The following is a 26046-nucleotide window of genomic DNA, read 5'->3' on the forward strand; positions in this document are numbered from 1 at the left end:
TGAAATGCCTGAGCCTATTTTATTAAGTCAGATTTTTGCCAAGCTTACTTCTTTAGGACGTATTCATCCCGTTTCTACAGGTGTTGAACCCTCGTAAATTGGCTACGGTATTGCAATACGCCTGATTAATTCAACTTCTAGCCGCACATCGTCTCTCAAAACTTTCCTAATTTTTCTTAAATAGTAACTAAAATTGGTTAAATTAGCTTCTTGGAGGTAGGGAAAGATAGCGATGCTTGCTTTGGGCAGGTACGTCAAACTAATTCGCAATTATTTGAGTCACCCCATCCACGTCACCCACTCAGGAGCCTGTGCTACCAACTCCCCGAACACCTCTGGCTGCGCCTCCTCAAACGCCAGCATCACGCCCCACCGTTCATCACTCGTGAGGGTGGAGAGGAACTCTTTGATTGATTCCACATCATCTTTCACTCGTTCCATAAACCCAGCAGCGTAAGATTTAACCTGCCGCCACCAAGAATCCGTAGAACTTTCCTGTCCCTCCATATCCTCATTACTGGGGAGTAGTGCTGTGTCAGTGATTAGTGTTGGTACATTTATATTATTACTGACTGACACCAACTCCCGATTTAACCACTTCTCAAAAATCCCAGAGCGCCCATCATCCGGTGCAACAAACTTATAAACACACTCCCGTTTCCCTCTTTCCCCCAACCGACCAACATACGACAACCGCAGGTCAATTTTATTCAATAACTTCTGTGCGATCGCCACAGGTGTCAACTTCTCCGAAATAGTCACGTTCAAATAATTCTTGATCAAGTACCGATGCTGTAGCGCGTGAGCCTTAAACTCCTGCATCCTCTGATCAGAACCCCGCAACTGTTCCCCAGGCGTAAGCAATTGCAACAGCTTCAATTCTTCTAACAACCGCACCGACGACAACATCTGCCCCTTGTTAAAGTCAGGCTTCCATATCGCATTCTCCCCAACTTCCGCCTGTGCCTTAGCCCGTTTGCTATCCCTGTTTACTAAAAACTCCCGCCCCACAGTCAAGTAATAGTGCAGCCGCAGTTGGGGATACCAGCCGTCATCGTCTTTTTCGACTAATTCGGGCGTAACGTCAACTTCATAACGCCGGGACAATTCACCCTTACGCTGCTGATACCGTTCTTCTTCCGTCTTCACCCGCTTTTCTTGCAACTTCTTGAGTTCCGCATCAGACACATCTTCTGATTCAGAAACCCCCAAGCATTGACCAGAATATAATTCCTTGGAAGCTGCTTTGACTTCCTGAACAATTTCCTTGGTTTCATCAGGGTCAGAATCATCCGCGTCAATAATCGTATAGCCATCAGCAGCCAGACCCTTCAGCACAAATTCTTGATAGCGGCGCATCTCGACATTAATAACAGCACCTCGCTTACCCCAAGTTTGCAATGATTCGGGTTGGAAATTCTGATCAATGAACGAGTAATCATCATTGTCAGATGCCGACAATAATGCGATATTTGCCTGGGTTGCAATGTCCTGACTCCGCAATAACCCACCCATCGAAGTTGAACCATTGCCCACAGTCCCCATCCCATACCGACTAACCCAAATGTGGCGGTCAACTGTTTCGCGCAATCGTGCCAACATCTGCCGTACAGAGTCCACAGGCTGAACCCCCTGGAATATCCCCCAGACAGAGTTGAAATAACCTCGAATATCGATAGACACGCCAGTTTCCAGGCTGGGCGAAGCAATAACTAAATCGTACTGCGTGAGAATTTCGTTGAGATGGGCAATACATTCAAAAGCTGGGTGTTTCGGATCTAAAACTGAATGACTGTCAATCCGCAGTATTCGCAGGTGTGGGAATTTCTGCTTAAACCTTTGCTCTAATGCCTGAGTTCCCCACTTGGATTTAGCTTTCTGGGCAGAACAACATAATAAATGATGTCCGCCAGCAGCGATCGCCCGATCTAACGCCGCAATCAAATTCTTGGGATTACTACCAGAATAGTTGTAGCACTTGCCAGACACTGGCTGATAATTATTTACGATCACGAAGGGGGTAACTTTATATTCTCCAGCCAGAGACAAAATGTACTTGACATCGGTATCTGAGGCATCGGCAGAAGATAGGTAAATTTTACCGTGTTCGCTGCCCAAGACATTTTGGATCAGCTGCTTGAAATTTCGCAGTATCGCTACCCGCCGCTTGGCCACATCGGTAGTAGAGTTGAGCAGATGCCAGAACACTTGGTCGCATTCGTCGATAATAATGACATCGTTTGACCAGTCGTTGGGGTTGAAATGGGCTTGACTATCTTTGTGCAAAGAATCAACGCACACGCCATACCCCAGCAAACCGCCTGTATCGGATGTATGGATTTCTGACACGTAATCCACGCCGAAGCGATCGCATAACGCCTCACCCAGTTGTATGCGATGTGTAATGATGAGAACCCGCCGCCCCTGGTCGTGGGCTTTGGCAACCTCAGCAGACAACCACTCGGTTTTACCTGTGCCTTTGGGAGCTTTGAGGACAACCAGCTTTTCTCCTTCTGGTGCAATCAGTCCACCCAAGAATCGCTGGTTGAGTGCGATTGCTGGAGGATAAGTCAGCAGAGTAAACAGTTTAATTTCCCACAATTCCAAAGTTTCGGCGGTATTGTACAGAGCGTGAAAAGCCACCTCACCATGAGCAACGACAAAATCATCAACACCTTTTTCTGTTCCTGGCAGGTCGATGACTCGCAGCTGACAACCTTCGTTGATGAGCAGTCGGCCCATCCGGCTGATAGCAGTTCTTACCCGTTGAACAGTTTCAGGTTTGGTATCGTTGTCAAAGCAAATGTTAACTTGTCTGCCTTGTGTTGCGAAATGTTTCAAATCGGGAATGAGCGATGGCTTACCAGTGGCAGTAATGGAATCATCTTTTGGTGTGCGGTAGCCAGCGTTAACACCACTGATTGCGATCGCAGCATAACCAGCACTCAACAAACAAGCAGCTTTCTTCGCCCCTTCGACAATCACCACTGGCACGTTGTTCTTCCATACCCAGTGCCAGAAACCACCCGGATGCTGTAAGTCCTCTTCAGTGATTGGGATACCACAACGGTTTGAAACTTTCACCCAAATCTTCTTGGTAACTTGGAGAAAGAAAGCGCGTGTTTGCTCCCTGTAAGGATGCTCATACTTGATGAATTTGTGGATTTTCTGCGGATCACGCCGGGGCTTGTCGGGTTTGAAACAACCCCAGAGCATTGCTATGTAATCGTTGAGCGGGTCAATGCCACTGCACCACCAACCGCCGAGTTCAATGTGCTGGTACTTCTTCAAATCCCTGTCCCGCAATCGCCCATCGTTGCGGCGGGAGATTTTTGGACTGTAGAGCAGGTATTCATAAGGTGTTCTGCCGACAAGCGATCGCACATTCAAAGCAATCAGTTCTTCGTCAACGCCACTGTCTAGCCATTCTTGCAGATGATGAGATTCAAGATTTGTTGTTATGGCCATATCCTCTCCATAAATAGACGCATGAAAAAGTAAGCGGTATAGCCCGATACCGCTTTAGGATGTTTGTTACAGAGCTAATTACTTTGAACTAAACAGGTGTCATTGCAACGCTGGATTAGTTTTGTCCCGAAGAAAACACATCAATCAAAATGCTTTCGGGGTACAACCCGACTCTGCCAAATCTGGGGTCATGAATGCGTTCAATTTCGATGTTTTGTTTACGGCACAAAGCACTGGCCTTCTTTCCCTTTGCACTCGCTTCTTTGGCTGAGATTTCTAATCCTTGGAGATTAGCGAAACCAACGATACTGTACTTGTGACCGGAGGGAGTATTTACTCTGTCTTGCTCAACTTCGACGGCTTTGAGCCTTTCTAAAATTTCGGCTTGCTGTTGTTGCTGTTGAATTAAACGTTGTTCTTGTTCTGCCATCTGTTGGGCGATCGCAGCGAGTAACTGGATTTGGGTCATGGTGGTTTCATGGGAAGGTGCAGGTTTTGTCCAGCCTGTGATATCTTGCATCCAGGCACGAACGCCCACACTTTCAAACGCTTCACAGGCGAGTCTTGCTTGTTGGCTACATCTTTTCCCGGCTTCGTAACCGTAATAATGCAGTATTGTGGCAACAGCGACATCAGGGATACCAGACTGCGACCATCCTAAAACGTCAGCAGCTTCAAATCCTTTACGGATAAGCTTTTCAACCAATTTAGAGTGAGAAATGTCAGCAGCAGTTTTCAAGCTTCTCAAAAGTCCAGCGTCGTTGATATCAGCTAATCTTGCAGTTGCCCGAATACTTGCTTTACCCTGACCATTAGAGTCAACATTGATTTCTTGTCTAATCTGTTCGATGATTTGGGTGATTTCGGTAGGTGTGTGTGTCATATTTATTTGCAGTTGAGGAATGTTAGGTGAGGTGATTTTTTTGGGGCATTGCTGCGATTTTTGACCAAGCAGAAACAATTGGTAAGCGCGATCGCTTTGCTTTTAATGGTCTAATTAGTTCATCTGAAACTGCCGAATTTCGACTACTTTCCCGTCGTTATCAAGCAAAGACATTTGCGCCCGTTTGCCATCAATGTATGCAACAGCTTCGCTAGTGATTTTTTCAATTAGGGTGAGCAATTCTTCTGCATCAACAAGAATGCTTGGGGTGGAGACAGTCACATAAATATCCCCCACTTTATTGGTGACGGTAATCGTGATTTTGTTATCTTTGAAGACAACACCTGTAACAGTTCCTTTAGCCCAGAGTCGTTGGTCTAAACCTAAAGTGTTGATAGCTTCTTCTAATAAATTGTTTAGAACAGAATAAAAGTCAGGACTAGCTTCTTGGTCACAAGAGAATTTGACATTTTTTCTCTGGTTGGAATCACAGGGCAGGTCATAGTTAATCGAGATTACGTTGTCACTGATTTGGATTTTGTTAATGATGATTTCCATGATTGTTGTTGGTAAAATAACTTAAAAGTTGACTTTAACTAAATCCTTTTCAGCAATTAGACAAAAGCGATTTGGCTTATTGCTGGTACGGTCAAGAGTAGGGGATGCAATTTCAATCAAGTAGTACCAATCTCCCTCAAGAAACTGAATCCCCAACACTAAACGCTGCTTCTTGCTATGCTCAAACGAACGAAGCATGACTCTATCTCCTAACGCAAACTTCGATTGAAAGTTAGTGTTGACTTGCCCTGTGGCAATGATTTGATGTTTGGTTGCTTGTAATAATTCTGTCCCAGTATCAATTAAATAAATCCAGTTATCATACAACCACTTCACGCCGCAGCAATAACCAAATTTTCGGTTGGTTTTCAGGTAAACTCGTTCAAGTAATCTGGCTTCTAGTTGAAAGATTTTGAATCCCCAAGGCGGAGATAAGAACCAGCATCTTTCTAAGTCTGTGATTTGTTCTGTCATACTGTTTTACCCAACAAATGATTAATAGCTTTGGAATCAAGAGATGAAATACGCTTTTTAATCTGATGTGGTGGGTTTTCGAGAAATTGTTTGAGGTGTCCAATCCCGATTTCATAATGCTTGGGAGTATGTTTGTTAGCTTTCAACGAACCACGCTGAATCCAAAAGCGAACAATGGATAAATTCAGAGATAGAATACTAGCGATTTGATGACAGGTATAGTTGTCTGAATCAATCAAGAATTTAGCCATAAATAACTCTCTAAAATTTGATTAGCGATCGCCCCAATATAAGCACTCATTGAGGCGATTGCTCTTTCCTAATCAACACTCTCGAAAACAATTGAAGGCTGTTGATTATCTTCTAGTTCACATTTCAAATACGATAGTGCTGTTCGGGCATCCCCAATTGTTAGATCAGGGTGATAATCAAGTGCTTGGTAACCGGGATGTTTTTCTATTTGAGATATCAGATATTTTGCAGATTCAACTAATAGCAATAAATCTGGTAAATTCATTTGAGTTACTCTCTTCTGTAGTTAAAACTTCTCGACAACTGCCAACAAAAAGCCGTGTCCAGTATTTTTGATTTGCACTAATTTCTTGTCCAACAAATACTGAATGATGGTTTGCGAAAACTGAATCCGGTGCAGAGGTATAGCACCACCCGAACCTTTGAGTGATCGCAGTAGTCTTGCAGCAGTTCTTTCCACATAACAATCGATAACTTTAGCCATCGTTTGAACCTCCTGAGATGGCCACCAGTTGCTGCTGAAGTAGCTTGATTTGCATCTGATATTGTTCAATTTCTATCTGTAACTGCTGCTGTACTTCTGCAACAGAAAGCGTTTGAATCTGGTCATCAGAGTAATGCTGAACTTCATCTGAATGCTTATCAGGAAGTACCGTATAACGCCAAGAATTACCGTATTCATGGGCTAATTGCGTATTAGCAGGTTTGTACTCTAAGCCGATGACTATGCCCTGCTGTGTACGCTGCCCGAATGCGAATCTGGGGTATTCCCAGTCACTTGGAATACTGATTGTGGGTTGCATATATTTGCTCATGGTTGAAGGGATGGGTGAGCAATTGGGACACAATTACTGAGGCTTGCCCCAATTGCAGGTGGTTATATTTGGAACTGGTAAATCATTGGATAAAGTTAGTGGGTATAAAAGCCCACTCTTTCTCTACGCCGCAACTAATTCCCGCACTGGCTCAGACTCCATCAAAAGCCGCCATTCCTGTTGACTGAGTTGGTCGAATGGCTTATCTAACAAGTCCTCCCAATCCCCAGCTTCAACCACCAACAGCAATCGCACAGCCTCATCCACCGATTCACACGCTACCTTCTGCCCTTCTGAAGCAGCCCGGATGAACCACCAGTGACCGTCTGTAAACCCAACTTCACCCAATTTCTTGTCATCTTGGTAAATGCCGTCATCGAGCAGTTCCAAACCGTGCTGTTCACAAGCATTGAAAATCTGTACCATGATTTCATTACCTGTGGTGCATGGTTCTTCAAACTGGGCTTGCACTGGTAATGTGCCTTGCTGGTACTGCTGCTTGACGTAACTGTGGCATCGCTCAGGTGTAGTGTCCCGGAAAATTTCAACGTCATTTACCAGCACTCGCCAGTACAAATCCTGGTAGTTGTTCTGGTCGAAGCTAACGCTGGCTACCAGTTGACCATCAACAGAAGCCTCTTGGTCGTGGAAGGAGATTTCTGTAATTGTAGGGGCTTCTGGGTAGTCGATTGGTGCAGGTAAAGGTAATGGGAGTGTATTGTCTTTGTAGTGCCAGTGGATGAAGCGTTGGCATCGGGCAAGGGTGTTGTGGCGGAAGATTTCGTTACCATTTACCATCACTACCCAAGGCTGCGTGACGAACTCGGCGTTGTCGTAGCTGATGTACGCGATTAACTGTTTACCAGCAAAAATCTCAAAGTGGTGGGGGTTGATTTCTTTGATTGCTAATTCTTCTGGAGCGATCGCCTGCGCTTGCTCCGCAACATACTGATTCAGTTCGGCTTGAGCGATCGCTTGTTCGTCGAGGGCAGCAATTCTTTTGAGGTGCGGTAGAGCGCAACGGACGGGCGGTTGCTGGGCGGGGGTTGTATGTGGCATGATGGAATTCCTTGAATATAAGGGCAAAGGGCAATCGCAAAAGTTTTCCAGGCTAAATCGGTTGTCCTTTGTTTTGTCTCTTATATTTTACATATTTTATGGAAATTATTCAACGCTTACGGATGAAATTTTTTGTAACAAAGGGTAACTAAAGGTTTGTGATACAACAGGATAAAACTCCCTCAGTTCGATTCCTAAAATTTGACAATATTTCAAAATAAGAGACAAAGAAACAGACCGATCTCCTTTACCCTTCCATTTCTCTATTTTGTGAATTAACTGCTGAGAGCAAGGTTCACCAAGCCTTGTAATTGCTTGTGCTACTTCTTCTCTAGATAGTTTTTTATCTTCTCTTTGTTGAAATAAAAATTCACCATATTCCTGTCCCCAGTCAATCCGGGATACCAAATCTAAAGGTATTCCTTGCATTACGATTTCTCTCACTGCATACTCCTATATTTACACAAACTGTGGAAATAGTGGTATACTTCTTCTATGAAGTATGTAAAACCTAAGCAGTAATAGCGTAGAGCTTAAATCGTGAAAGCGATCGCTCTAAATTTATGTTGGCTTTTAAAGCTACATTCCACTCAGTACCAATGCAAACATCTTGTGGTGCGGAAGGGTATGGAGAACGTGCTGATGGTTTAGGGGTAAGTTGTTTGCGTTAGTGTGACTTGAAGAAGATTTTGGACAGGTTTTGGAAGAAGAAGTTGGACAAGTTGCAAGCTGAAATACTTATAACTTCGTTAAGACATTAATCAAGCGATGCCTTCGGCGGCAAGCTACGCAACTTTGGATAAAGAAAATGGACATAATAACAAAAATGGAAGAAGGACATAGACGCAAATCCAACCTAATAATACTCAAATGCCAACTTTTCCCTAACTCCTGAGATTTCTTACGTTTGGTTGAGATCGCTTGCCACAGTAAGTATCGCTATTACCAAAACCTTTATCTTGCATACAGGGAGATAGTTTGAGCAGTTTAGCTTTCTTTTATGTTATTTTTTTGACGTTTTTGGAAGGTAAAGTTGGACATCCTGTCCAAAATCTTCTTCAAGTCACATTTAGTCTAAACTCCAGTTATTAAGTGGCATCGAAAAATCAAAAATAAAGGTAATAGCCACTATGTTGCAGCTTAAATACCGATTAGCTTATTTCAATGGTCAAACCCACATTAAAGGGTGATTGGTTAATGTTAAATGGGATTTCAGTATCTTTGGAATGTACGACTACTAATCTCAGTTTTTGCCAAACAGTCTCATATTTTGCTGTTTCATGCCAACCACGTAACAAACCTAAAAAATCGGTGGTAATATCAGGATATTTGAAAATTTCTTCAATATTATCTAAAACGAGAATGATCGCATTTGGAATTTGAGGTAATAAATATTCTTCTAAATAGTGTGTGCAAGTAACTTTACTACCAAGACGACTTCTCCAATTATCCCAATAATTACTTGAATTATCAGTTAAAATCAGCTTGTTAGTTATACTGGAACAAAGCCATTGTAAGAGTCTATCTAGGTTATCAAGAATATTAATATCAGCATCTTGAAAGTTTAGGTTAATAGTTTGATAATCTTGCTGGTTTGCATATTTAAGAATCCTATTTAATAAAGCAGTTTCATTTAACTTGGGAGGCTTTTTAATCCGAATTAATGAACCAGGTTTACGAATTTCTTTATAACAATTGTTTTCTAATATAGTTTTTCGAGATTTGAGAACAGGTATCAAATGCTCTGGGGCATTTTCCAAAGCAATCGCAAGACAGCCAAAGTTATAGGCATCTTCATAACTTTTACCTGCACCTAAAGCATCATAAAAAGCAACAGCAAATTTAATAGCTGCTTTATCGCTAATTTCATTACTAATGCCTATCACGTAGTTAATATGTTGAGATATTGCTTCAGCTTGAAGCTCAGAGTAGCAACCATTTAAAACAACACACTCGGTTGTGTTATTAAATAATTTAAACAAATTTGCTAAAGATTCTGGATTAACAGCCTTTGCTTCTCCAGAAGAATTTTCCAAAACCAAACCTTGACTTACTCCACCATGACCAGAAAAATATATGATTTCTGGTTTAGTGTCTAATAATGCACGCCATAAATCATCAGGGCGTACAATAAAATTGCTAGTAACCCCAAATTGCTCTCTTTTTTTACTACGTTGCAAACTATTTTGAATTTCTCGTACTTCTTCATCTAAACGCAAACGAGATATACTATTAGGATTTCCTGACAAAATTAGTATTTTCTTCAATGCAAATTGCTCTAATTGGCGATTTACCCAATCTTCATTAAAAACCTTTTGATAAATGCGATTGTAAACAGTTAATTTATTTCTTTTTATTATTATTAATCCTGATAGTATTAGCTCTTTTTCCTCTCGACTATCATCAGCGATTATTTTTCCTTGCTTTAATATTTTTTTATATAAATTTAATAATTCTATAGAATTGTTTTCTAAAAATAAAATTCTGTTTAGAATCGTTCTAAAATGTTCTGGTTCGTCTTTCTTTTCCCAGTCTTCAATAATTTCTGAACGAACTAAATCTTCTATCCAATGAGCTTCATAACCATTAGCAGGGCGAACTATGTTAGATTTTACAGCAAGCAAACAAAGCTTTTGAGTTAAAAATGGCTGTCCTCCTGTCCAATAAAGAATAGCCTCCACTAGTTTCTGAGGATTTCCAACCCCAGCTAAACCCTTTGCCAAAGGTTCTATTTCATGAAGCTGAAAACCCTTTAATGCTATTGCACGACCAATGTTAAAGGGTCTGCTTCTTTTATCTTGAATCAAATTTGAGGGAGTTGCTACACCCAGAATAACAAAAGCCAGGCGGTTATATGCTGGATTATCTACTCTACGGTTGTAGCAGTTACGGATAATAGCAAAAAAGTCATCCACATTGAATTGCAGGTTGAGAATGGAGTCAATTTCATCAAGGAAAATAGTAATATTTTCAGTAATCCTTTTTAAAAGAATATCTTCAATAAACTTGCTAAATTTTTCTACTACCGATAGAGTATTGTTATCAATCCACCAAGTTTCTAAATTGAAAGTTGTGTCAAGATTGAAACTAGAAATTAAAGTATGAAATAATCCAGTGTACCATTGTTCTGGCGTAATATCTGCTGTATCAATCGCAGTGATATCAACCACTGCACAAGCAAAACCCTCATTCCGTAAGCGATCTGTCGCCCGAACTCTCAAACTGGATCTCCCCATTTGGCGAGGGCCAAGCACATAACAAAACTCACCATTTTTCAAACCCTCATAAAGGTCTGTATCTGCCTGACGCACAACATACGTAGGTGCATCAGGCGGTAATGAGCCACCAACTTGATATGCGTAGGAAAGTTGGGCAGATTGTTCTTTAATTGGAGATAGAGTAGTTTGGGATAAAATTTGGAAAGATTGTTCTATTTCTTCTGCTAATTCTGCATAGTTTCCACCGAACCGCCTTAAAACTTTCGCAGTAATTTCAGCAAAAGGACGAACTAAAACCCCATTGAAACTATCAACTAAACCCGGATTCATCAACATCGCAGCAAATTCATCAACTGAAAGCCCAGCCCGTTGCGCCACATACTCTGAAACCTTACGCAATACCTCAGTTGATTCAGTTAAAGGAACGCCATTCAGCAATAAATCCCGTACTCCATCGATAAAGTCAAACTGAACATTATCAGCTTCCACACCCTCATGAACTGACGACAAAGGCTTCAATATCCCACCTAAAAAGACTTCAGCAACATGAACTTGAGTTGACTGCGGCAACATTGTCTGTTGTATCAATCTTACAACTGGCAAGCTAATCGGAGCAGATGCTAAAAGTCCTGCCAGTTTCCGTGCTACTGGTGAAGCTGTGAGGCGAAAACGTTGCAAACGTTGATTAGCTGAAAGTTCAATTCCAGAATTTTCAGTTAATTCACTATGGGCATCTATCTCTGAATGAGTTGCAAGTAAAAAGCCTTTAGTTTGTACATCTCCCCAACCTGCAACCATACGCGCCCAATTTTTTAGTGATTCTGACTCAAGCGTTACTACAGGTATTTTGAGTTTGTTGCAATTATCGCTTTCATCAAACAAATCCAATGCTGTCATTACTAACTGCTGATTAGGAACTCCAGGAGACGAACTCCGTAGTAAAACTGACTCAGCAACACCCAAACCACTTCTTTCCCACAACCACTGGGGTAATACTTGAATAATTGCTACTGGGCAACTGCAAGCCCAAGCTGCTAAAACTTTCGTAATGACACCATGATGCCAAGCTAGAGAAACACAATCGCTAACAATTACGAACAAACGTCTACCATTAGGGTCGATAAGTTCTCTAGGATTATGTAATCGTTTTTGACTTGATCCAGAACCAGTTCTTGAATGTAGCCAGACTCTACCACTCTCATCAGTAAATAAGCCCCAGGTTCGCACATCTCGGAACGCCCCATGTCTTTCTAATAATTGTTTAAGTTCCTTAATAGTTTGCTTCCAAAGCATCATTGATGCGCTTTCATCTATTATTAACGCAAGCTCTAGCCAGCGTTCTGGAGCAGGGCGCATTACAGGTAATAAAAGTTTTTCTTTAGCGATACGTTCTGCGGTTGCCGCCTCATCAAGTACAAATTCCCTTTTTGAAGGAACTCGACGTTTTAACGGGCGCAGAGCGCGGGCAATTTCTAACTGATTTCTTAATGCTTGAGCCGCAGGAACTTTAATCGGTAAGCCGCTTGAATTGCGATCGCTATCCTGTGCAGATTGAGGATAGACATTAGCACTGGCTTCAGTTTTTTTGGTAGATTTTGAAGAATTTATATTTTGCTCTAACGGTAATTGGGGTGATGTCGGTGTTGCCTTTGAAGTAGATGTAGGTGTTTGCTGTTGCGGTTCAGAAACTGAAGAACAATCAGAACGACGCATTTGCACAGCCAACCAGAGGATATCCGCAATCTCGGTATCGGTTAAATCAAAACCCAGCTTTTGAAAAGTACCAATTACCCGTTCAATCATATATCCTCTGTGCTTGTAAGATATTTCATTAGTGCATTAAGCAATCTTTCTTTATCATCCCCCACAGGACTTCTTTCACGGGTTACTAAATAAATAGCATTAAGCAACTGATCTGTTGCTAAATCGCCTGCATCGCTTCTGTCTCGATGTTTTACAAATTCACTAATTAGAGCATCAGCTTCTGACATTATCTCTTCGCCTAAGTGCGCTTGCACAATTTTTTTTAATGCTGTTTCGTCAGGATTTTCCATTGTCAAGCGCAGACATCGCCGCAGAAAGGCTGGAGGAAATTCTCTTTCGCCGTTACTAGTTAATAAAACAAAGGGAAACTGAGTACAACGTACCCGTCCTTTATCGACAGTGGCAACATTACCATCATAGGTGCGTACTTGTACTGTCTGGTATTCTTGGGGTAATCGGGCTAATTCAGGTATTTCAAATTCGCCTTCTTCAAAGATATTGAGTAAATCATTCGGTAAATCGATGTCGCTTTTATCAATTTCATCGATTAGCAAAACATGAGGATGAGATGAGGGTAAAAGTGCTGTTCCTAAAGGGCCAAGTTGAATATATTTACCAATATCCTTGGTATTGTCCTTTCCTTGAGCATCTTGTAGGCGAGCAATCGCATCGTAGCGATAAAGCCCTTCTTGCAGTGTAGAGCGTGTAGTAATAGGCCATTGCAGTACAGAACCCAGTTGGAGTTCATACGCAACTTTGTAAGCAAGAGAGGTTTTACCAGTCCCCGGTTTTCCAGTCACCAGCAAAGGACGACGTAAATAAAGTGCTGCATTCACAAGCTCAATTTCATTGCGCCGGACTTGAAAGGTTTGTCCACGCTGCTTCTCCTTAGCATCCCCAAACTCACGCCATTTTGGTGGTTCTGGAAGATTTTTGATTCCATCATGTGGTGAGTCTGTACCTTGGAAAATCAGCCAATCGCGCATTGCTTACTCCTAAATTATGATGCAGAAAACTCCAATGCGGGGTTTGGTGGTATCCGATTGGGGTCGTCCCACCATAAGACTAAATGATTACCCAAGTGCATTTCATGGTCAGCTGCTAAACGACGTTGTTCTTTAACGCAGGCGGACAATTCATGCAATGGTTTTTTTAGTAACGCATCAAAGTGTTCAGGATTTTTGAGACTGTTTAGCTCACAACGTGACCAAATTATAATCGGTGTCCCAGCACTGTGGATTGCACTAAGTAGACCATTTCGCTCTGAGTCTGATAAATTACAGCAGATTTTAAGAATAATTTTCTCAACTAACAAATTTCTTAAATTGTTGGGATCAAAACAAGCTTGAGAAACTGTCATAGCCTGCTCATAACATGGAGGAGCTTGCCAAGTTAGCTGAACTTTTTCCCAATTTTTGCGCCAATATGAACCCTGTTGTGTACGTAATTTTTTCAGGCGATCATAAGAACGCACTACAACTCGGTACTCTTCACCAATAATTATATCAAACCCTTCGCTATCTTGATACATCCATTTTTCAACTTCATCACATAGGTGATCGCGTGGCAGGAAAATTTCAATAGTCAGTTCTGTTGGTTGTCCTTGCAAGTATTCTTCAAAGCATTGTTGAAGTAAATTACTAAGCAGCACTGGCAGTTTTTCTGGCTCAAGCGGAATTTCTGGTTGCAACTCGTCAACTGTTAGAGGTTTAAAACGTTCCCAATGATCTTGGATTGTATCATCAGGAATAAACCAAGCTTTAACATATAATTCTTTACTCCCTTCTGGTCGAAGTTGAATTAACAAATAGGAATGTAAGAGTTGTGTAGATGTAGTTTTACCTTTAACTTCAAAGGATTCATTAGTTAAGAGTTGTTTGAGTTTTTCGCAGATAGTTTGAGGAACATTTTTATCTTGAGTTATTAGAAAAACAAAATCTAATAAAGGTGAATTATTAGGTTTTGACTGGGGAATTTCTTCTAGCTGCTTGAGAATATCATCAACATCTTTGGGCTTATTTCTCCAGTCGAACCATCCATCAGGAACAATTGCTGAGAAAGCCTTGTTTATTGCATCCTTATCTGGGATATTTAAAATTAATAATTTTATTTGATTTTTAACTTTTTCATGTGGAATATGTCTAGTAGTTAATTTATTCTCTTTTAGTAAATCTTTTAAAATATCTTGTTGGCTTGTATTATTAAGCAACTGTCGTGTCAGTTCATCTATGCTTACTTGCTTCTCTGATGATACATCCTCACGAATGACTCCCAATAAAGCACAAAGCGCAGGCTTTCCAGAAGCAGTTTTGTCAAAGATTACTAATTCATTAATTAAATTAGGGATAAAATCATTCGTAGGCATATCAAAAAATAGTCGATATTGCACAGGCGTATCAGTACCCAAAGCCCTAAATAAATATGCCCTACGCTGGTTAGCATTTTCCATCAAGGGTCTAAGTAACGGTAATATTTTTTGCATCAAATCGCTACTTATTGCCATTGCCTAATTATCTTGATAAACAGGTATAAATCTCTGGTGCATTTTTCTGGAGGTCATTCAACAAAGCGATCGCACTTGTTCCGGCATTACGTAGATATCTGCGTTGAGTATTTGGTTCTGAAAGCATCCCTCCACTATGGTGTATACCAACTACTTGAAAAGTATCATCGAACACAGGTGAACCAGATGATCCTGGTTCTGTACTGGTAGTGTATTGTAATACGCTGTTATCGGCGTAAGCAACAAAATTATTCTGAATCGAAATTTTCTTTAAATGACCACCAGGATGTTGAATGATTGCCACACGGTCATCTCGCCGCATTAACTTACTTTTGAAAATTAAGGGTTTGCCGAAGTCTGGTACATCTTTTAGGGTTACTACTGTATAGTCCAGTTCTTCATTAGTGTAAAAAGAACCTCCAGCTAAAGCTCCAATAGTCTGGCTTGGACATTGCTTACCGTCAATATCCAATTGATAGTTAAAGCTATAATCACTTTTCTCTGCTAGTTCTTGACTATCAATAACGTGATTATTGGTCATTAATAGATCAGGTGCAATCATAAAGCCTGTACCTAAGCTGTCTGGAGTGGCAATACGAACTACTGCTTTTGAAGCTTCTAGAGCCAAGTTTAAAATGTAAATATCGCGTAATGTGTTTTCCCCAATAATTTTTTCCTTGATATCAGCCACACTGTCCATTCCCTTCCAATGCTCAATTTCACGGTTAGGACTGGCTGGAACATCAAGTGGGTATTTCTGAAACAGTTCTACAATGAAGTCTGAATTTTCATCTCCCGTGAAAGGCTGAATGTAGTTGAGGAATACAGCCAAGGCTTCTTTATCGTAAGCAACTCGTCCAAACTGCGCCAGAAATCGCACAACTTCTACAGCCACGCCCATCGGTGCGCCATCCAAATCTAACCTTCCTAGTATTACATCTGCTTGGGCTACACCTTGCAATGCGCCTGCAACTAAACGACGGCGATCGCGCACGTTGGCAAAGTCTGGTAAATTCTGTACGATACGGGTAAGGCGTTGGAAATCAGGTGTGGATAATTGTACGGTCACGGTTACTGTACTTTATGGAACAAACTACTAATACACTTAATTTACCTTAATGTCTAAGTGATTGCATTCATCTTTAATACTTGTGTTTTTCGATTTCGACAATGGGTAGAAAAAGTAATGCTTCAATTCTTGATTTGGCTTGGCTATTCATACTACAGTTAGTCAACCCATTAATTAGAAGCTGTCCAACAGCATAGTATTTTTCAAGTAACTCTTTATCTTTTATATCAAATTGCCATTCGTACCCTAGATTTAAATAATTTATCATTATTTGCCTTAAATCTAAAGTCCAAGCTTCACCATAAGTTTTCCACCACTCCGACAATGCTTCTTCTGAATCATGATTAAAACTTAGAAGTTTATGCCACAGTCTTAATAATGTACTGTAGAAATCGATGCTAACCATATTGTTAGTGAAAAGGATATGACACGATTTAGCTGCATTGAGGAACGCATGACCAAGTTGAGTCATTTCATCTCGAAATCTCTTAATAAAAAGAATACATGGAGTAAAAGTTCGAGAGCATCTAATCAACCAATAGAGTGAATGTTCCAGAATGAACACTTGATCAATTCTATTATTGTTGGCTTCTTTTAAAGCCATATATAGAGTAAGCGTGGATATAACAGTACTATTTAGGGTAAATGTCTGAGAAACTTCGTAATTATAAATTAAGTCAAGATAAAAGCCGCGACCTCGAACTTGTGAGCTAAAAAATAGTTCAGAATTCGATTTTTCAAATAACCACGACAACATCTTCTGTATCTTTTCATTATTAGATACCAGAGAATCCATGACTTTCTTGATACTAAGAAGTAAAGGTTCTGGATTTGTTACCATTTCAATACTTAATAGGAAGACTTCTCTCCAATAAGGCTGTATAACATATTTGCTCAAATCATCAAATTTCCCATGATCGCAAAACCACTTCGCCACCAAATACTCTTGAAATGTCAAATGCGAAAATGACCATACGTTCTGCGATCGCTCAATCAATAACCCATGTTGAGACTCAATCGCTCTTAACACCACACGACTTTTGCACCGTTCTATTTCTAAAAATTCTGCAATATACTCCTCCAATTGCTCCTGCTTAAACAACACATACTGCTGTTGCTCAAACTTTTTTACCGCCAGATAGCTTAAAAGTTCTAGCTCTTTTTCTGATGAGAAATTGGAATAAATCTCGTATCTCCCAATTCCTCGACCTTCATCCCACTGTTCCAAGAATAACTCCAATCCCTCCTTATATAACTCGGAACGCTTAGAATAAAATTTATCCGTTTGGTGGAACACGAGACAAATCAAACTTAGCAAAATTGGTGTAATGGTTAGTTCTTGAATTGGCTTATTTTCTTCTCGAAACAAGTGTTCTAAAAATTCCTCCGTCTTCGTTTGCCTTTCCTCTACATCCACACACACCGCCCCAAACCAGTTCGCTGCAAATGCTCTTACCTGCTCCTCATTAAAATCCGCTATTTCTATACAGGTAAAACGTTGTAATTGCCAATCGAATAAATCTGGTAGGGTCTGTGTGCGGCAAGTTACTACTACTTGCACTTGCGGATAAAAACGAGCAAACCTCTTGATTTTCTTGATGATTTGCTTGGCATCTTCTCCTGTAACCTCATCCAATCCATCCAAAAGTATTAATGCCTTACCTTGATTTAGAATTAATTCGATATCTGTATCATTCAACCCCCACAGTTGTGCCAAAAACTGCTCCAAGTTATAGGCATACTTGCTTCCATCATCTACAAAATACCGCATTTGAATCAATACAGGAATTCGTTGTGTTTGTAAATTTCCCGCATTGCATTCAGTTACAATTCTTTGCAGATATGTTGTTTTTCCGGAACCAGGTTTACCCACTACCATCAAGTTAGTATTTCGCTCCAGCACCGATAACTCCGGTACTCGCTCCTGTTTTTTGCCCGAACCAATCCGATCTAAACTTTGGGAACTGGAATGATTTGTTGTAAAATCTTGCCACAAATCCTCAAGTTCCGACCTGCGACTATTGCTAACTCCTTCTAAAATATTGACATCGACAAATAAATGAGCCAAAGAAACTCCACGGTTTATTCCCCAAAGCGGTATCGTACTATGCAAACTTTGAATGTTATCATGCAGACCCTCACGTACTTTTTGCACTAGAACATCAATCGATGTCGTACCAGTTACAGCCAAAGAGAGCGATCGCAGATCAAGTAGAGGACGCAAATTATCGATACGTTGTTGTACATCTACACCTACTTGCGGTCGCACATATTCCAATAATGTCCATAGTGCTTGTTTTTCCAGAGCCACTTCACCATAATCAGCAAGCTTACACAACATATCTGGAATAAAACTTGCCACAGCACCACTCCAATTAATATGTTGCAACACAGGTGCATCATTACCTAAAGCTAAAACTAAAAATGGGCGACGGCTTCTCTCATCTTCCAAAAAAGGACGCAATAAATTCACCAACTCATTGAGAGTGTTAGGTTCTAATTTGAGATTTTGAATATTTTTAAGATTGGACTGCCCAAGGTGAATATTGTAGACATTATCCCCAATTTGCCCAGCGTTTACTGTACCAGCATTAATCAAACTACCATCAAACTGGGCATTTCGTAAGTCATTGTTATTAACTTGCTTTGGGTTTTCTGAGTCCGACATGGGTTAGCTTGAGCAGTTTTAAGCGTTGTTGCTATAAATGTTACTAAAGTTCACTGTGCAGAGACAGTTATCGAATCTGTCACTCCACTCAGTGGCTATAAAAGAGCTTTAAATTCTTGGTTAACTTTATACTACAATTACTCTATAATAGTGTTAACTACTTTGCAATAACAGTTAATTGTGAATATATTCAGTGGCAATATAAGGTATGCCCATGAGAAATCGGATTAAGGAATTTGTTGACAGCAAAGGGATGAGCGTTTATCAGTTCTGGCAAGAAACTGGGATTAGCCGGACTACTGCGTATAGCTTGTACAACAATTCCGCTCAGTATCTTGGCAAAGATGTTATGGATGCGATTTGCTCTCGATACAACATACAACCAGATATTTTACTGAAATGGATACCAGCCCAGGAGTTGAAAAATGGCGATTAATCCTGCCACTATAGATCCTCTTGCTTTACCTTCCCTACCACTTTGTGAGCGATCGCAATTACCCACCTTGCCTTGCATTTATTTTGCTATTGATTCTCAAGGTGTAGTGCGATACATAGGAAAGACTGTAAATCTTAAAACAAGATGGCAAGCACATAATAAAGGAGTAGAGCTTGCCACAATTGCTGGGATTAGAATTGCATACTTACAAGCGGATGCTACCTTACTACCAGAACTTGAAGCGGCTTTAATTGCTTGGTTTCGTCCTCAGCTTAATAACATAATTCCAAGACAAGCTTGTGTATTTGCTGAAGGCACACGAATTCAAATTAGACTAAAACAGTTAAGAGAATCTAGAAGTTTTCAACAGAATGAACTAGCAAGACGACTTGAGATGTCGCTGGCCAACGTTCAAAAAATTGAATATGGTAAAGCCAAATCAATACCTTTGGAAACCCTTGACAAGCTATGCCAGATTTTAGAGTGTGAAGTTGGCGATCTATTAGTTCGTGTACCCGATAGCAATGATGGAAGTTTTAAGAAAGAACAAAAGTTAGTTCAAGTAGTTGATGAAGTCGAGGAAGGCAAAATCAGTAACTTTAATTCGCAATCCATAAATGTAAATGAAATGATTGCAGCATGAGTATAATTGCTCTGAATTTAATCAAGCCCTAGTATTAAAGTTGATCTTCTTACAGAGGAGTAGGGAATGAGTAATGGTGAGAAACCAGAGTCGCGGCACGCTGCAACAGATCCAGAAAAATGCCGCACTATGGAGAAAAAGTACGGTTGGAAACTGCTGCGGGTAGAACCTACCGGAAACAAAGTATTAAAAGTTGACTGTGTATTTGAAGGTGAAACTAAATTTCCTACTTACGAACAGGAGAATTAATTTTATGAGTAAGTACATTATTTTCAAGGCCGAATCCATGTCAGCAGAAGGCTGGGAGGAAAGGCAACTATCTCATACCCAGGCTTATACCAGCATACTTGCGGAACATTATGATTCTTCCAATTCTCCAATACCAGAACCAGGATACAGACTCAGAGAATATCATCAAGTATCTAAGTTTGCAGATAAACAGTTTCCTGATTCGAGTACCCATAGCAGAATTGGGGATTGGGAAGTGACCAGAGTTGAGGAGTATACTCCGGAAATTCCCAATCATGATTTTGAGGCTGTGGTTATTTGTTACTGTCGATACTCCCCAGTAACTACTCCACTAGAGCCAATGCCAGAAATTCAAGTTTCCCAAGAACTACAAGAAGTTTAGGGGCTAGTCAGCTAGAGGTAGGCGCATGAACTCCCCACTCCGTCGTAAGCGCAACAAGTCTACCTCTGCAACCTTCAACAACCCCAAATCACCCAACTCATACATCGCCCCTTCAGAAAACCCAGCTTCAGCAATCATTGATGTTTCTGCTGTTGAAGTACCAGAACTAACCGAGCAAGAGCAGAGCGATCGCCTGCACTTGGAACGGAAAGTCGAGAGAGCATTTTTTGAAGCGGGTAAGGCTTTGGCAGAATTACGCGATCGCAGGCTCTATCGTTCTACACACAAAAATTTTGAGGAATATTGCCGAGATCGATTTGGCCATAGTCGTCGCCAATCTTACCTTTTAATGGATGCGGCTGCTGTTTTTGATAATCTGGCTGAAAAATGTGATCGGAACGATCACATTTTGCCGACTAATGAGTGGCAAGTTAGACCACTGACAAAGCTAGACCCGGACATTCAGCCCGAAGCATGGCAACAAGCTGTAGAATCTGCCAAGGGTAAAGTACCGTCTCATCGTATCGTCAAAGATGCAGTGCAGCGTATCATGGAGCGAACCCAAGTACCCAACACCTACCAGATTGGCGAGGTTTGCCAAATTGTAGCTAAGGATAATCCAGAACTTAGGGGTAGGGGCGGTTGCTGGGCTATTGTCAGCCAAGTAAACGACTTTAGTTGCACGGTAGCAACTTGGGACGGAGAACTAACTGTTGGGCTGAAACATCTCAAATCTTATGAATACTTGCCAGATGAATGTCAGCAGATGCAAGAAATCTGCGATCGCATCAGTAGAATATATTCTGATTCTCTGGAGGATACAGTCAAAAATCTGTTGCAGTCGTTGGGGAAGTTGAACCGTCCTTGTTTAACTGCTGTAGAGGAGAAGCTGTTGAGTGTTCTAGAGTTGGAATATAGGAACTAAATTACCCAGATTTATTAGCATCTTCGTCAGCAGCAATTTTCTAAATTACTGCTTTTTGCCTGCTAGTCTGAGAACAACCTATGATTGGGCTAACTAGAATAGATGAAACTAATTCTATTTTCTGGTATTCCTGGCACTGGCAAAAGTACCCTGTCAGAAGAAATTGCACGGACATTGCATATTCCTGTATTCTCTCGCTTACTGGATACTAGGGGCAATGCTGCTATCACAGTTGCGTGTTCAACAAGAGGGATTTTACGTTACGACTGCTGAAGCACTGCTGACAATGCTAATCCAACGACAACTAATGTTAGGGCAATCGGCTATTTTGGACACTCCTGCGAATACAGTCACACATTGCACCTACAAAAAGCATTCTGCAATTATTCCTAGTAGGGACTCAAAGCAGCTTCTCCGGCACTGTTAGTCCAGATGTCGTCTGGCAACGCTCGATCTCGGTGACACACCAGATCAAGGTCAGGATACGTGATTGTGTCTACTGCTGATCGGGTGCCGACTACTAGGCATCGCGTTGCCTGGGAGCTACGATTCTCAAGACAGTGACCAACAGGCACTCCTGCTGGAAACGTTGCGGCATTGCCAGGACGTAGTATAGTCTCTGTGTCTCCTTCAATGAGTACGATCTCGCCTTCAAGGACATAGACCATTTCATCCTCAGCACTATGCCAATGCTTGAGTGATGAACGAGAGCCAGGTTGCAGGACTTCGATGAACGCACCGAACTGGGTAAGCCCTCCTGCTTCGCTAATCCAGAGTCTGTGATCTGGTTTGTGCGCGGTGTGAGAAGGGTTTTCCTCTATGACGAGACGTTCGGGAGTGATAACAGTCATGCTGACACCTTTAGGAATTTTGGGGCAATATTTATTCCATTATGTCTTTGTCTTGTCAATCCAAGACAAAGACATTATCTGACTTTAAAGCTAAGGACAACCCAAAGCTCAGAGGTAATACCAATTCACTCAATGATTGAGACAAATAGATTGACACAATCCAGGTGCAGACAGCAATTTCCAATCCAAAATCTAAAATGGTATAAAGTGGCTGTTGGGTGATTGTCACTTAAGTGAACGACGTTAGTTGTACTGTGAAAACCTGGGATGGCGAGTATACGGTTGGGTTGCAATACCTAAAGTCCTACAATTATTTGCCCCAGGAATGTCAGCAGATGCAGGAGATACGCGATCGCATTAGTCAGGTATATTCGAGTGAGTTGGAGGAGTCGGTGCAGAGGTTTTTGGAGTCGTTGGGGAAGCTGAAGCGGACTTATTTAACGGCGTTGGAGGAGAAATTGTTGAGGCTTTTGGAATCCGAGTACGGCAATGGATGATTTGCTACTCTTGAGGCTTTGATTATCGGAAATTTCCCAATTTCAGGAGAGGTGTTGCTCCTAATCGAGAATCTGGAAATTTGGAAAATATACTAAATTTGCTTGATTTAGCAAATTTATTCGATTATCATCAGGTTTCTAACATAATTTTAACCCTCTATAGATAGATAGTCATAGTCTTAATATAACTATATATTTAGTAACGAAACATACAAAAACTCCTAAAACACATGGCTGATATCGTTGATACTGCTGTAGGTGCTGGTTCTTTTAATACTTTAGTAGCAGCAGTACAAGCTGCTGGTTTAGTGGATACTCTCAAGAGTCCTGGCCCATTTACTGTATTTGCACCAACTGACGAGGCATTTTCTAAGCTACCCGCAGGCACAGTAGACGCACTGCTTCAAGACATTCCACAACTCACAAAAATCCTGACTTACCATGTTGTTTCTGGGAAAGTGTTGGCAAGCGATGTAGTCAATTTAGACTCGGCTCCAACTGTTGAAGGAAGTAGTTTAAAGATTGACGCATCTAATGGTGGTGTGAAAATCAATGATGCGACAGTTGTCACTGCCGATGTGGAAGCTGATAACGGTGTGATTCATGTGATTGACACAGTATTGATTCCAGCATAAGCATTTGTTGAATTAGCAAAATTTGTATTCTTCTTTGAGGGACAGCAATTAAATATTATTGCTGTCTCTCAAATGTTTGGATGTAGTGCAGAGAATTATGGAATGCTCCAAACGTCAAGGACAGGAGAAAGCATCGCAGGTTGTATTATATTACGCATAAAATCTGCCAAAAAGCTATTTCTTAAACCCTGCTTTAATCAATGATTATCTTCAGATAATGCCTATATATTAGCTAGTAAGTAACAAAATCTATATTAGTTTTTCGATTTTTTAGAGAAAAGAAAATGAAGAAGTTAACCAGTTTAATGATTTTCGGAGCAGTATTGTCGATGAGTGCGCCAGCATTAGCCCAAAGTCGTGCGGTTAATATCAGTGTTGGCAGTATTGGTGGTGCATTAGATAATGCTGCGTTGCGAACAGTTCGCCAAGTTATCGGGTTTGCGGTCGGTACTGGTACTGTTGATAAATTTATTGTCTATAGCCCAAGAGCAGGCGCTCCTATTCCCATCGAAGGCGGTTTATCTGCTTGTGCTGAAGCTGGGTTCGGCATAACTGATGCCAGATTTAATGGTTTTGTTCAGCAGTTGCGTTCAATTACACCGCGCTCAGGAACTTTTTTGAATGTAGAACTGACTGCAAGCTGTAGACTCAACTAAAAATGTCGCTACTTAACCCTCTTGTACCACTTTTGGAAAACAATATCAAAGCTTGATTCTGAAGCTGACAGCGATTGGGTTCTCTCCATTTGGTACAAGAGGGTTAAAGGTAAGGGTGGCTGTTGGTGCATAGTGGTTGCCGCCCATGAGTTTAGTTGCACTGTGAGAACTTGGAATAGCGAAATGACTGTTGGGGTGCAGCATCTCAAATCTTATGATTACTTACCCCAGGAATGTCAGCAGATGCAGGAGATATGCGATCGCATCACACGGTTGCAGGAGAGCGAGAATTTGGAAGAAGCTGGTAGGGCTATGTTGAAGTATTTGGGGGAACTGAAGCGATCATATTTGACTGATGTGGAAGAAAAGCTGCTAAGTGTGATTGAGCAAGAATATGGGGTTACGGATTGATCTAAAGTGTAAAAAAACTCGACAATAGAAAATACTCATCTTATGATTAGGTAATCAGCTTGATGTTTGGCAAGTCGAAGCGGGGTCAAAAACCCTGGAGACTCGTCAAAATCGCCAGAACCTTGACAACATAATAATTACAGCGTTTCACCAATCAGGGAAGTTGAGAATGAGTTGCAATAATAGCGGCTGAAATCGACTCTTTTTTGAGGTTCGTCAAATCGCTTCCCAGGAAGCTTGCTCTGTAACAGTTTCAGCTTCGAGCAGTTTCCAAACCCAATTACCCCGCAAGGGGACTGAAACATTGGATCAATAGGGGCTTTTCCTGTTGATGGATCTACGTTTCCAAACCCAATTACCCCGCAAGGGGACTGAAACTCAGCAAATCGTCAGGATTTACTGAAAAAGTTTAGTTTCCAAACCCAATTACCCCGCAAGGGGACTGAAACTCTCTATATATGATGAGAAAATTGATGCTCCCCGCCTTACCTGGTTTCCAAACCCAATTACCCCGCAAGGGGACTGAAACTTACGCTGGTCTGATACAAAGATAGTACAGTATGACGTTTCCAAACCCAATTACCCCGCAAGGGGACTGAAACATTTTACGATAATGGTCATCGAAAGAACAATCAAGTGTTTCCAAACCCAATTACCCCGCAAGGGGACTGAAACTCAACGACTGGATTCTAGCGATCGCCAGAGAAACAGTTTCCAAACCCAATTACCCCGCAAGGGGACTGAAACTCTCTATGTGTAAGTCCATGTTTTGTAAAAGTAGTCTAGTTTCCAAACCCAATTACCCCGCAAGGGGACTGAAACAAACCATTTATCAACCCCATGCCCTAAGTCATTAAGTTTCCAAACCCAATTACCCCGCAAGGGGACTGAAACACTTCATCACGTCATACTTGAGCCAATTCGTAAGAGTTTCCAAACCCAATTACCCCGCAAGGGGACAATTAAAAATTCCAACGCGATCGCGCTCTGCCATAAGTCCCCGAATGGGGATTAAAAAAGAAGCAAACTCTTAGCTTGCATCGCAAAGCTCTTGAATCACTTGTGAAAACTCCTGGGTCAAAAAGTCGGAACCACCTGCACTATAAACTTGCTGCAACTGTTGGTAAAACCATAATGTTCCTTCCCTGCCAGTCTTAAACTGTTGCCAAATGCTAGTGCCATGTTGTCGTAAGTCTGCCAATAATGACCTCGCATTGTGCAGCTTATCTGCCAAAGATACCCGCCGGATTGAGGGTGAAGCACACCGCAGATTTTCTAAATACTTTTGCTTGCGTTCTTGCCAAGGTGGTTTAGGGTATGTGTCAGATTCGGTGCAGCCATCAACTATTGCAACGACTGCATCACCGAAACGCTGGCGGATTTCTTCACGAGTGGATTTGCCTCCTTGGTCTTGTTGAACTAAGCCAGAGAATCGCTTCTTCTTCAGTTCCGCCAGCTTCCAGTACGAGTGCTGCCACACTTAGTAAGTGAGCGATGTAAGGAACGCCGCTAATCTTATACCAATTTAATATGAAGCTGCATAGAATAGAGCTTCCAGGATAAAGTTATAAGAAGAGATAGAAATTACCTGCTCAAATGTCAGTTGGTCGAAGATTTCTTGGATGCGCTC

Annotated in this window: 27 protein-coding genes and 1 CRISPR repeat array; of the genes, 10 read left to right on the plus strand and 17 right to left on the minus strand. The window is 41.3% G+C overall.

Features of this window, described 5'->3' with window-relative positions; translation table 11 throughout:
* Window positions 1-279 precede the first annotated feature (279 nt).
* The 15 genes from H6G77_RS33335 to H6G77_RS33405 form a co-directional block, all read right to left on the minus strand.
* Complete coding sequence (locus H6G77_RS33335) at window positions 280-3468, minus strand: plasmid replication protein, CyRepA1 family (RefSeq protein WP_190873872.1); 3189 nt, start codon at window positions 3466-3468, stop codon at window positions 280-282.
* A gap of 115 nt (window positions 3469-3583) precedes the next feature.
* Window positions 3584-4351 carry a hypothetical protein gene (locus H6G77_RS33340; protein WP_190873873.1) on the minus strand — a complete coding sequence of 256 codons (768 nt, stop codon included), beginning with the start codon at window positions 4349-4351 and terminating at the stop codon, window positions 3584-3586.
* Window positions 4352-4465: 114 nt separating this feature from the next.
* Complete coding sequence (locus tag H6G77_RS33345) at window positions 4466-4909, minus strand: hypothetical protein (protein WP_190873874.1); 444 nt, start codon at window positions 4907-4909, stop codon at window positions 4466-4468.
* A gap of 21 nt (window positions 4910-4930) precedes the next feature.
* Window positions 4931-5383: a DUF1392 family protein gene (locus H6G77_RS33350; protein WP_190873875.1), complete on the minus strand. Its 453-nt coding sequence runs from the start codon at window positions 5381-5383 to the stop codon at window positions 4931-4933.
* The gene (locus H6G77_RS33355) at window positions 5380-5634 is read right to left on the minus strand and encodes a hypothetical protein (RefSeq protein ID WP_190873876.1); all 255 of its coding nucleotides are present in this window, start codon (window positions 5632-5634) and stop codon (window positions 5380-5382) included. The genes H6G77_RS33350 and H6G77_RS33355 overlap by 4 nt, the downstream gene beginning before the upstream one ends.
* Window positions 5635-5702: 68 nt before the next feature.
* Entirely contained in the window at window positions 5703-5900 is a 198-nt protein-coding gene (locus H6G77_RS33360) for a hypothetical protein (RefSeq protein ID WP_190873877.1), read from the minus strand.
* 21 nt (window positions 5901-5921) lie between these two features.
* Window positions 5922-6119, minus strand: a complete 198-nt coding sequence (locus H6G77_RS33365; RefSeq protein ID WP_190873878.1) for a hypothetical protein — start codon at window positions 6117-6119, stop codon at window positions 5922-5924.
* Window positions 6112-6438: a hypothetical protein gene (locus H6G77_RS33370; RefSeq protein WP_190873879.1), complete on the minus strand. Its 327-nt coding sequence runs from the start codon at window positions 6436-6438 to the stop codon at window positions 6112-6114. The genes H6G77_RS33365 and H6G77_RS33370 overlap by 8 nt, the downstream gene beginning before the upstream one ends.
* Window positions 6439-6573: 135 nt before the next feature.
* A complete protein-coding gene (locus H6G77_RS33375) occupies window positions 6574-7509 on the minus strand; it encodes a hypothetical protein (protein WP_190873880.1) in 936 nt (311 codons plus the stop codon).
* Between the two features lie 105 nt (window positions 7510-7614).
* Window positions 7615-7938 (minus strand): helix-turn-helix transcriptional regulator, encoded by a 324-nt coding sequence (locus H6G77_RS33380; protein WP_206758068.1) that lies wholly within the window; start codon window positions 7936-7938, stop codon window positions 7615-7617.
* Window positions 7939-8660: 722 nt separating this feature from the next.
* On the minus strand, window positions 8661-12530 hold the full coding sequence (locus tag H6G77_RS33385; protein WP_190873882.1) for an SAV_2336 N-terminal domain-related protein: 3870 nt from the start codon (window positions 12528-12530) through the stop codon (window positions 8661-8663).
* A complete protein-coding gene (locus H6G77_RS33390; protein WP_190873883.1) occupies window positions 12527-13477 on the minus strand; it encodes a MoxR family ATPase in 951 nt (316 codons plus the stop codon). Before H6G77_RS33390 ends, H6G77_RS33385 begins: the two co-directional genes overlap by 4 nt.
* Before the next feature lie 14 nt (window positions 13478-13491).
* Window positions 13492-14994, minus strand: coding sequence for a hypothetical protein (locus tag H6G77_RS33395; protein WP_242049393.1), 1503 nt, complete (start codon window positions 14992-14994; stop codon window positions 13492-13494).
* Between the two features lie 7 nt (window positions 14995-15001).
* Complete coding sequence (locus tag H6G77_RS36545; RefSeq protein WP_190873884.1) at window positions 15002-16063, minus strand: trypsin-like peptidase domain-containing protein; 1062 nt, start codon at window positions 16061-16063, stop codon at window positions 15002-15004.
* Between the two features lie 73 nt (window positions 16064-16136).
* Window positions 16137-18731, minus strand: a complete 2595-nt coding sequence (locus tag H6G77_RS33405) for an NACHT C-terminal helical domain 2-containing protein (protein WP_190873885.1) — start codon at window positions 18729-18731, stop codon at window positions 16137-16139.
* Between the two features lie 214 nt (window positions 18732-18945).
* Here H6G77_RS33405 and H6G77_RS33410 point away from each other — a divergent pair, with 214 nt between their 5' ends.
* The 6 genes from H6G77_RS33410 to H6G77_RS33435 all read left to right on the plus strand — a co-directional run bounded on the left by H6G77_RS33410 (window position 18946) and on the right by H6G77_RS33435 (window position 21639).
* Entirely contained in the window at window positions 18946-19167 is a 222-nt protein-coding gene (locus H6G77_RS33410; RefSeq protein ID WP_199331741.1) for a helix-turn-helix transcriptional regulator, read from the plus strand.
* Entirely contained in the window at window positions 19157-19810 is a 654-nt protein-coding gene (locus tag H6G77_RS33415; RefSeq protein WP_190873887.1) for a helix-turn-helix domain-containing protein, read from the plus strand. The genes H6G77_RS33410 and H6G77_RS33415 overlap by 11 nt, the downstream gene beginning before the upstream one ends.
* A 66-nt stretch (window positions 19811-19876) precedes the next feature.
* Window positions 19877-20059 carry a hypothetical protein gene (locus H6G77_RS33420; protein WP_190873888.1) on the plus strand — a complete coding sequence of 61 codons (183 nt, stop codon included), beginning with the start codon at window positions 19877-19879 and terminating at the stop codon, window positions 20057-20059.
* A 4-nt stretch (window positions 20060-20063) separates the two neighbouring features.
* Window positions 20064-20441: a hypothetical protein gene (locus H6G77_RS33425; protein WP_190873889.1), complete on the plus strand. Its 378-nt coding sequence runs from the start codon at window positions 20064-20066 to the stop codon at window positions 20439-20441.
* A gap of 25 nt (window positions 20442-20466) precedes the next feature.
* Window positions 20467-21366, plus strand: coding sequence for a hypothetical protein (locus H6G77_RS33430; protein WP_190873890.1), 900 nt, complete (start codon window positions 20467-20469; stop codon window positions 21364-21366).
* A 102-nt stretch (window positions 21367-21468) separates the two neighbouring features.
* Window positions 21469-21639, plus strand: coding sequence for an AAA family ATPase (locus H6G77_RS33435; RefSeq protein ID WP_190873891.1), 171 nt, complete (start codon window positions 21469-21471; stop codon window positions 21637-21639).
* A gap of 116 nt (window positions 21640-21755) precedes the next feature.
* Here the strand turns inward: H6G77_RS33435 and H6G77_RS33440 are convergent, their stop codons facing one another.
* Window positions 21756-22217, minus strand: coding sequence for a cupin domain-containing protein (locus H6G77_RS33440; protein WP_190873892.1), 462 nt, complete (start codon window positions 22215-22217; stop codon window positions 21756-21758).
* A 233-nt stretch (window positions 22218-22450) separates the two neighbouring features.
* Between H6G77_RS33440 and H6G77_RS33445 the strand changes: the two genes are divergently transcribed.
* From H6G77_RS33445 to H6G77_RS33460, 4 genes are all read left to right on the plus strand, one after another.
* Window positions 22451-22714 (plus strand): hypothetical protein, encoded by a 264-nt coding sequence (locus tag H6G77_RS33445; RefSeq protein WP_190873893.1) that lies wholly within the window; start codon window positions 22451-22453, stop codon window positions 22712-22714.
* A gap of 230 nt (window positions 22715-22944) precedes the next feature.
* Window positions 22945-23349, plus strand: coding sequence for a fasciclin domain-containing protein (locus tag H6G77_RS33450; protein ID WP_190873894.1), 405 nt, complete (start codon window positions 22945-22947; stop codon window positions 23347-23349).
* Between the two features lie 284 nt (window positions 23350-23633).
* A complete protein-coding gene (locus H6G77_RS33455) occupies window positions 23634-24005 on the plus strand; it encodes a hypothetical protein (protein WP_190873895.1) in 372 nt (123 codons plus the stop codon).
* Between the two features lie 162 nt (window positions 24006-24167).
* Window positions 24168-24416: a hypothetical protein gene (locus H6G77_RS33460; protein ID WP_313954541.1), complete on the plus strand. Its 249-nt coding sequence runs from the start codon at window positions 24168-24170 to the stop codon at window positions 24414-24416.
* A 266-nt stretch (window positions 24417-24682) separates the two neighbouring features.
* Window positions 24683-25382: direct repeats of the CRISPR family, unit length 37 nt; unit sequence GTTTCCAAACCCAATTACCCCGCAAGGGGACTGAAAC.
* Window positions 25383-25446: 64 nt separating this feature from the next.
* On the opposite strand, the gene H6G77_RS33465 is transcribed toward H6G77_RS33460, so the two are convergent.
* Window positions 25447-25896 (minus strand): HD domain-containing protein, encoded by a 450-nt coding sequence (locus tag H6G77_RS33465; protein ID WP_313934924.1) that lies wholly within the window; start codon window positions 25894-25896, stop codon window positions 25447-25449.
* Window positions 25897-26046 lie beyond the last annotated feature (150 nt).

Source organism: Aulosira sp. FACHB-615, from assembly GCF_014698045.1.
In the GTDB taxonomy this organism is placed as follows: domain Bacteria; phylum Cyanobacteriota; class Cyanobacteriia; order Cyanobacteriales; family Nostocaceae; genus Nostoc_B.

What these genes read in the sequence shown, in the direction of transcription:
- H6G77_RS33335 (WP_190873872.1), bottom strand. Translation starts at nt 3,468, where the DNA reads ATGGCCATAACAACAAATCTTGAATCTCATCATCTGCAAGAATGGCTA.
- H6G77_RS33340 (WP_190873873.1), bottom strand. Translation starts at nt 4,351, where the DNA reads ATGACACACACACCTACCGAAATCACCCAAATCATCGAACAGATTAGA.
- H6G77_RS33345 (WP_190873874.1), bottom strand. Translation starts at nt 4,909, where the DNA reads ATGGAAATCATCATTAACAAAATCCAAATCAGTGACAACGTAATCTCG.
- H6G77_RS33350 (WP_190873875.1), bottom strand. Translation starts at nt 5,383, where the DNA reads ATGACAGAACAAATCACAGACTTAGAAAGATGCTGGTTCTTATCTCCG.
- H6G77_RS33355 (WP_190873876.1), bottom strand. Translation starts at nt 5,634, where the DNA reads ATGGCTAAATTCTTGATTGATTCAGACAACTATACCTGTCATCAAATC.
- H6G77_RS33360 (WP_190873877.1), bottom strand. Translation starts at nt 5,900, where the DNA reads ATGAATTTACCAGATTTATTGCTATTAGTTGAATCTGCAAAATATCTG.
- H6G77_RS33365 (WP_190873878.1), bottom strand. Translation starts at nt 6,119, where the DNA reads ATGGCTAAAGTTATCGATTGTTATGTGGAAAGAACTGCTGCAAGACTA.
- H6G77_RS33370 (WP_190873879.1), bottom strand. Translation starts at nt 6,438, where the DNA reads ATGCAACCCACAATCAGTATTCCAAGTGACTGGGAATACCCCAGATTC.
- H6G77_RS33375 (WP_190873880.1), bottom strand. Translation starts at nt 7,509, where the DNA reads ATGCCACATACAACCCCCGCCCAGCAACCGCCCGTCCGTTGCGCTCTA.
- H6G77_RS33380 (WP_206758068.1), bottom strand. Translation starts at nt 7,938, where the DNA reads ATGCAAGGAATACCTTTAGATTTGGTATCCCGGATTGACTGGGGACAG.
- H6G77_RS33385 (WP_190873882.1), bottom strand. Translation starts at nt 12,530, where the DNA reads ATGATTGAACGGGTAATTGGTACTTTTCAAAAGCTGGGTTTTGATTTA.
- H6G77_RS33390 (WP_190873883.1), bottom strand. Translation starts at nt 13,477, where the DNA reads ATGCGCGATTGGCTGATTTTCCAAGGTACAGACTCACCACATGATGGA.
- H6G77_RS33395 (WP_242049393.1), bottom strand. Translation starts at nt 14,994, where the DNA reads ATGGCAATAAGTAGCGATTTGATGCAAAAAATATTACCGTTACTTAGA.
- H6G77_RS33405 (WP_190873885.1), bottom strand. Translation starts at nt 18,731, where the DNA reads ATGTCGGACTCAGAAAACCCAAAGCAAGTTAATAACAATGACTTACGA.
- H6G77_RS33410 (WP_199331741.1), top strand. Translation starts at nt 18,946, where the DNA reads ATGAGAAATCGGATTAAGGAATTTGTTGACAGCAAAGGGATGAGCGTT.
- H6G77_RS33415 (WP_190873887.1), top strand. Translation starts at nt 19,157, where the DNA reads ATGGCGATTAATCCTGCCACTATAGATCCTCTTGCTTTACCTTCCCTA.
- H6G77_RS33420 (WP_190873888.1), top strand. Translation starts at nt 19,877, where the DNA reads ATGAGTAATGGTGAGAAACCAGAGTCGCGGCACGCTGCAACAGATCCA.
- H6G77_RS33425 (WP_190873889.1), top strand. Translation starts at nt 20,064, where the DNA reads ATGAGTAAGTACATTATTTTCAAGGCCGAATCCATGTCAGCAGAAGGC.
- H6G77_RS33430 (WP_190873890.1), top strand. Translation starts at nt 20,467, where the DNA reads ATGAACTCCCCACTCCGTCGTAAGCGCAACAAGTCTACCTCTGCAACC.
- H6G77_RS33435 (WP_190873891.1), top strand. Translation starts at nt 21,469, where the DNA reads ATGAAACTAATTCTATTTTCTGGTATTCCTGGCACTGGCAAAAGTACC.
- H6G77_RS33440 (WP_190873892.1), bottom strand. Translation starts at nt 22,217, where the DNA reads ATGACTGTTATCACTCCCGAACGTCTCGTCATAGAGGAAAACCCTTCT.
- H6G77_RS33450 (WP_190873894.1), top strand. Translation starts at nt 22,945, where the DNA reads ATGGCTGATATCGTTGATACTGCTGTAGGTGCTGGTTCTTTTAATACT.
- H6G77_RS33455 (WP_190873895.1), top strand. Translation starts at nt 23,634, where the DNA reads ATGAAGAAGTTAACCAGTTTAATGATTTTCGGAGCAGTATTGTCGATG.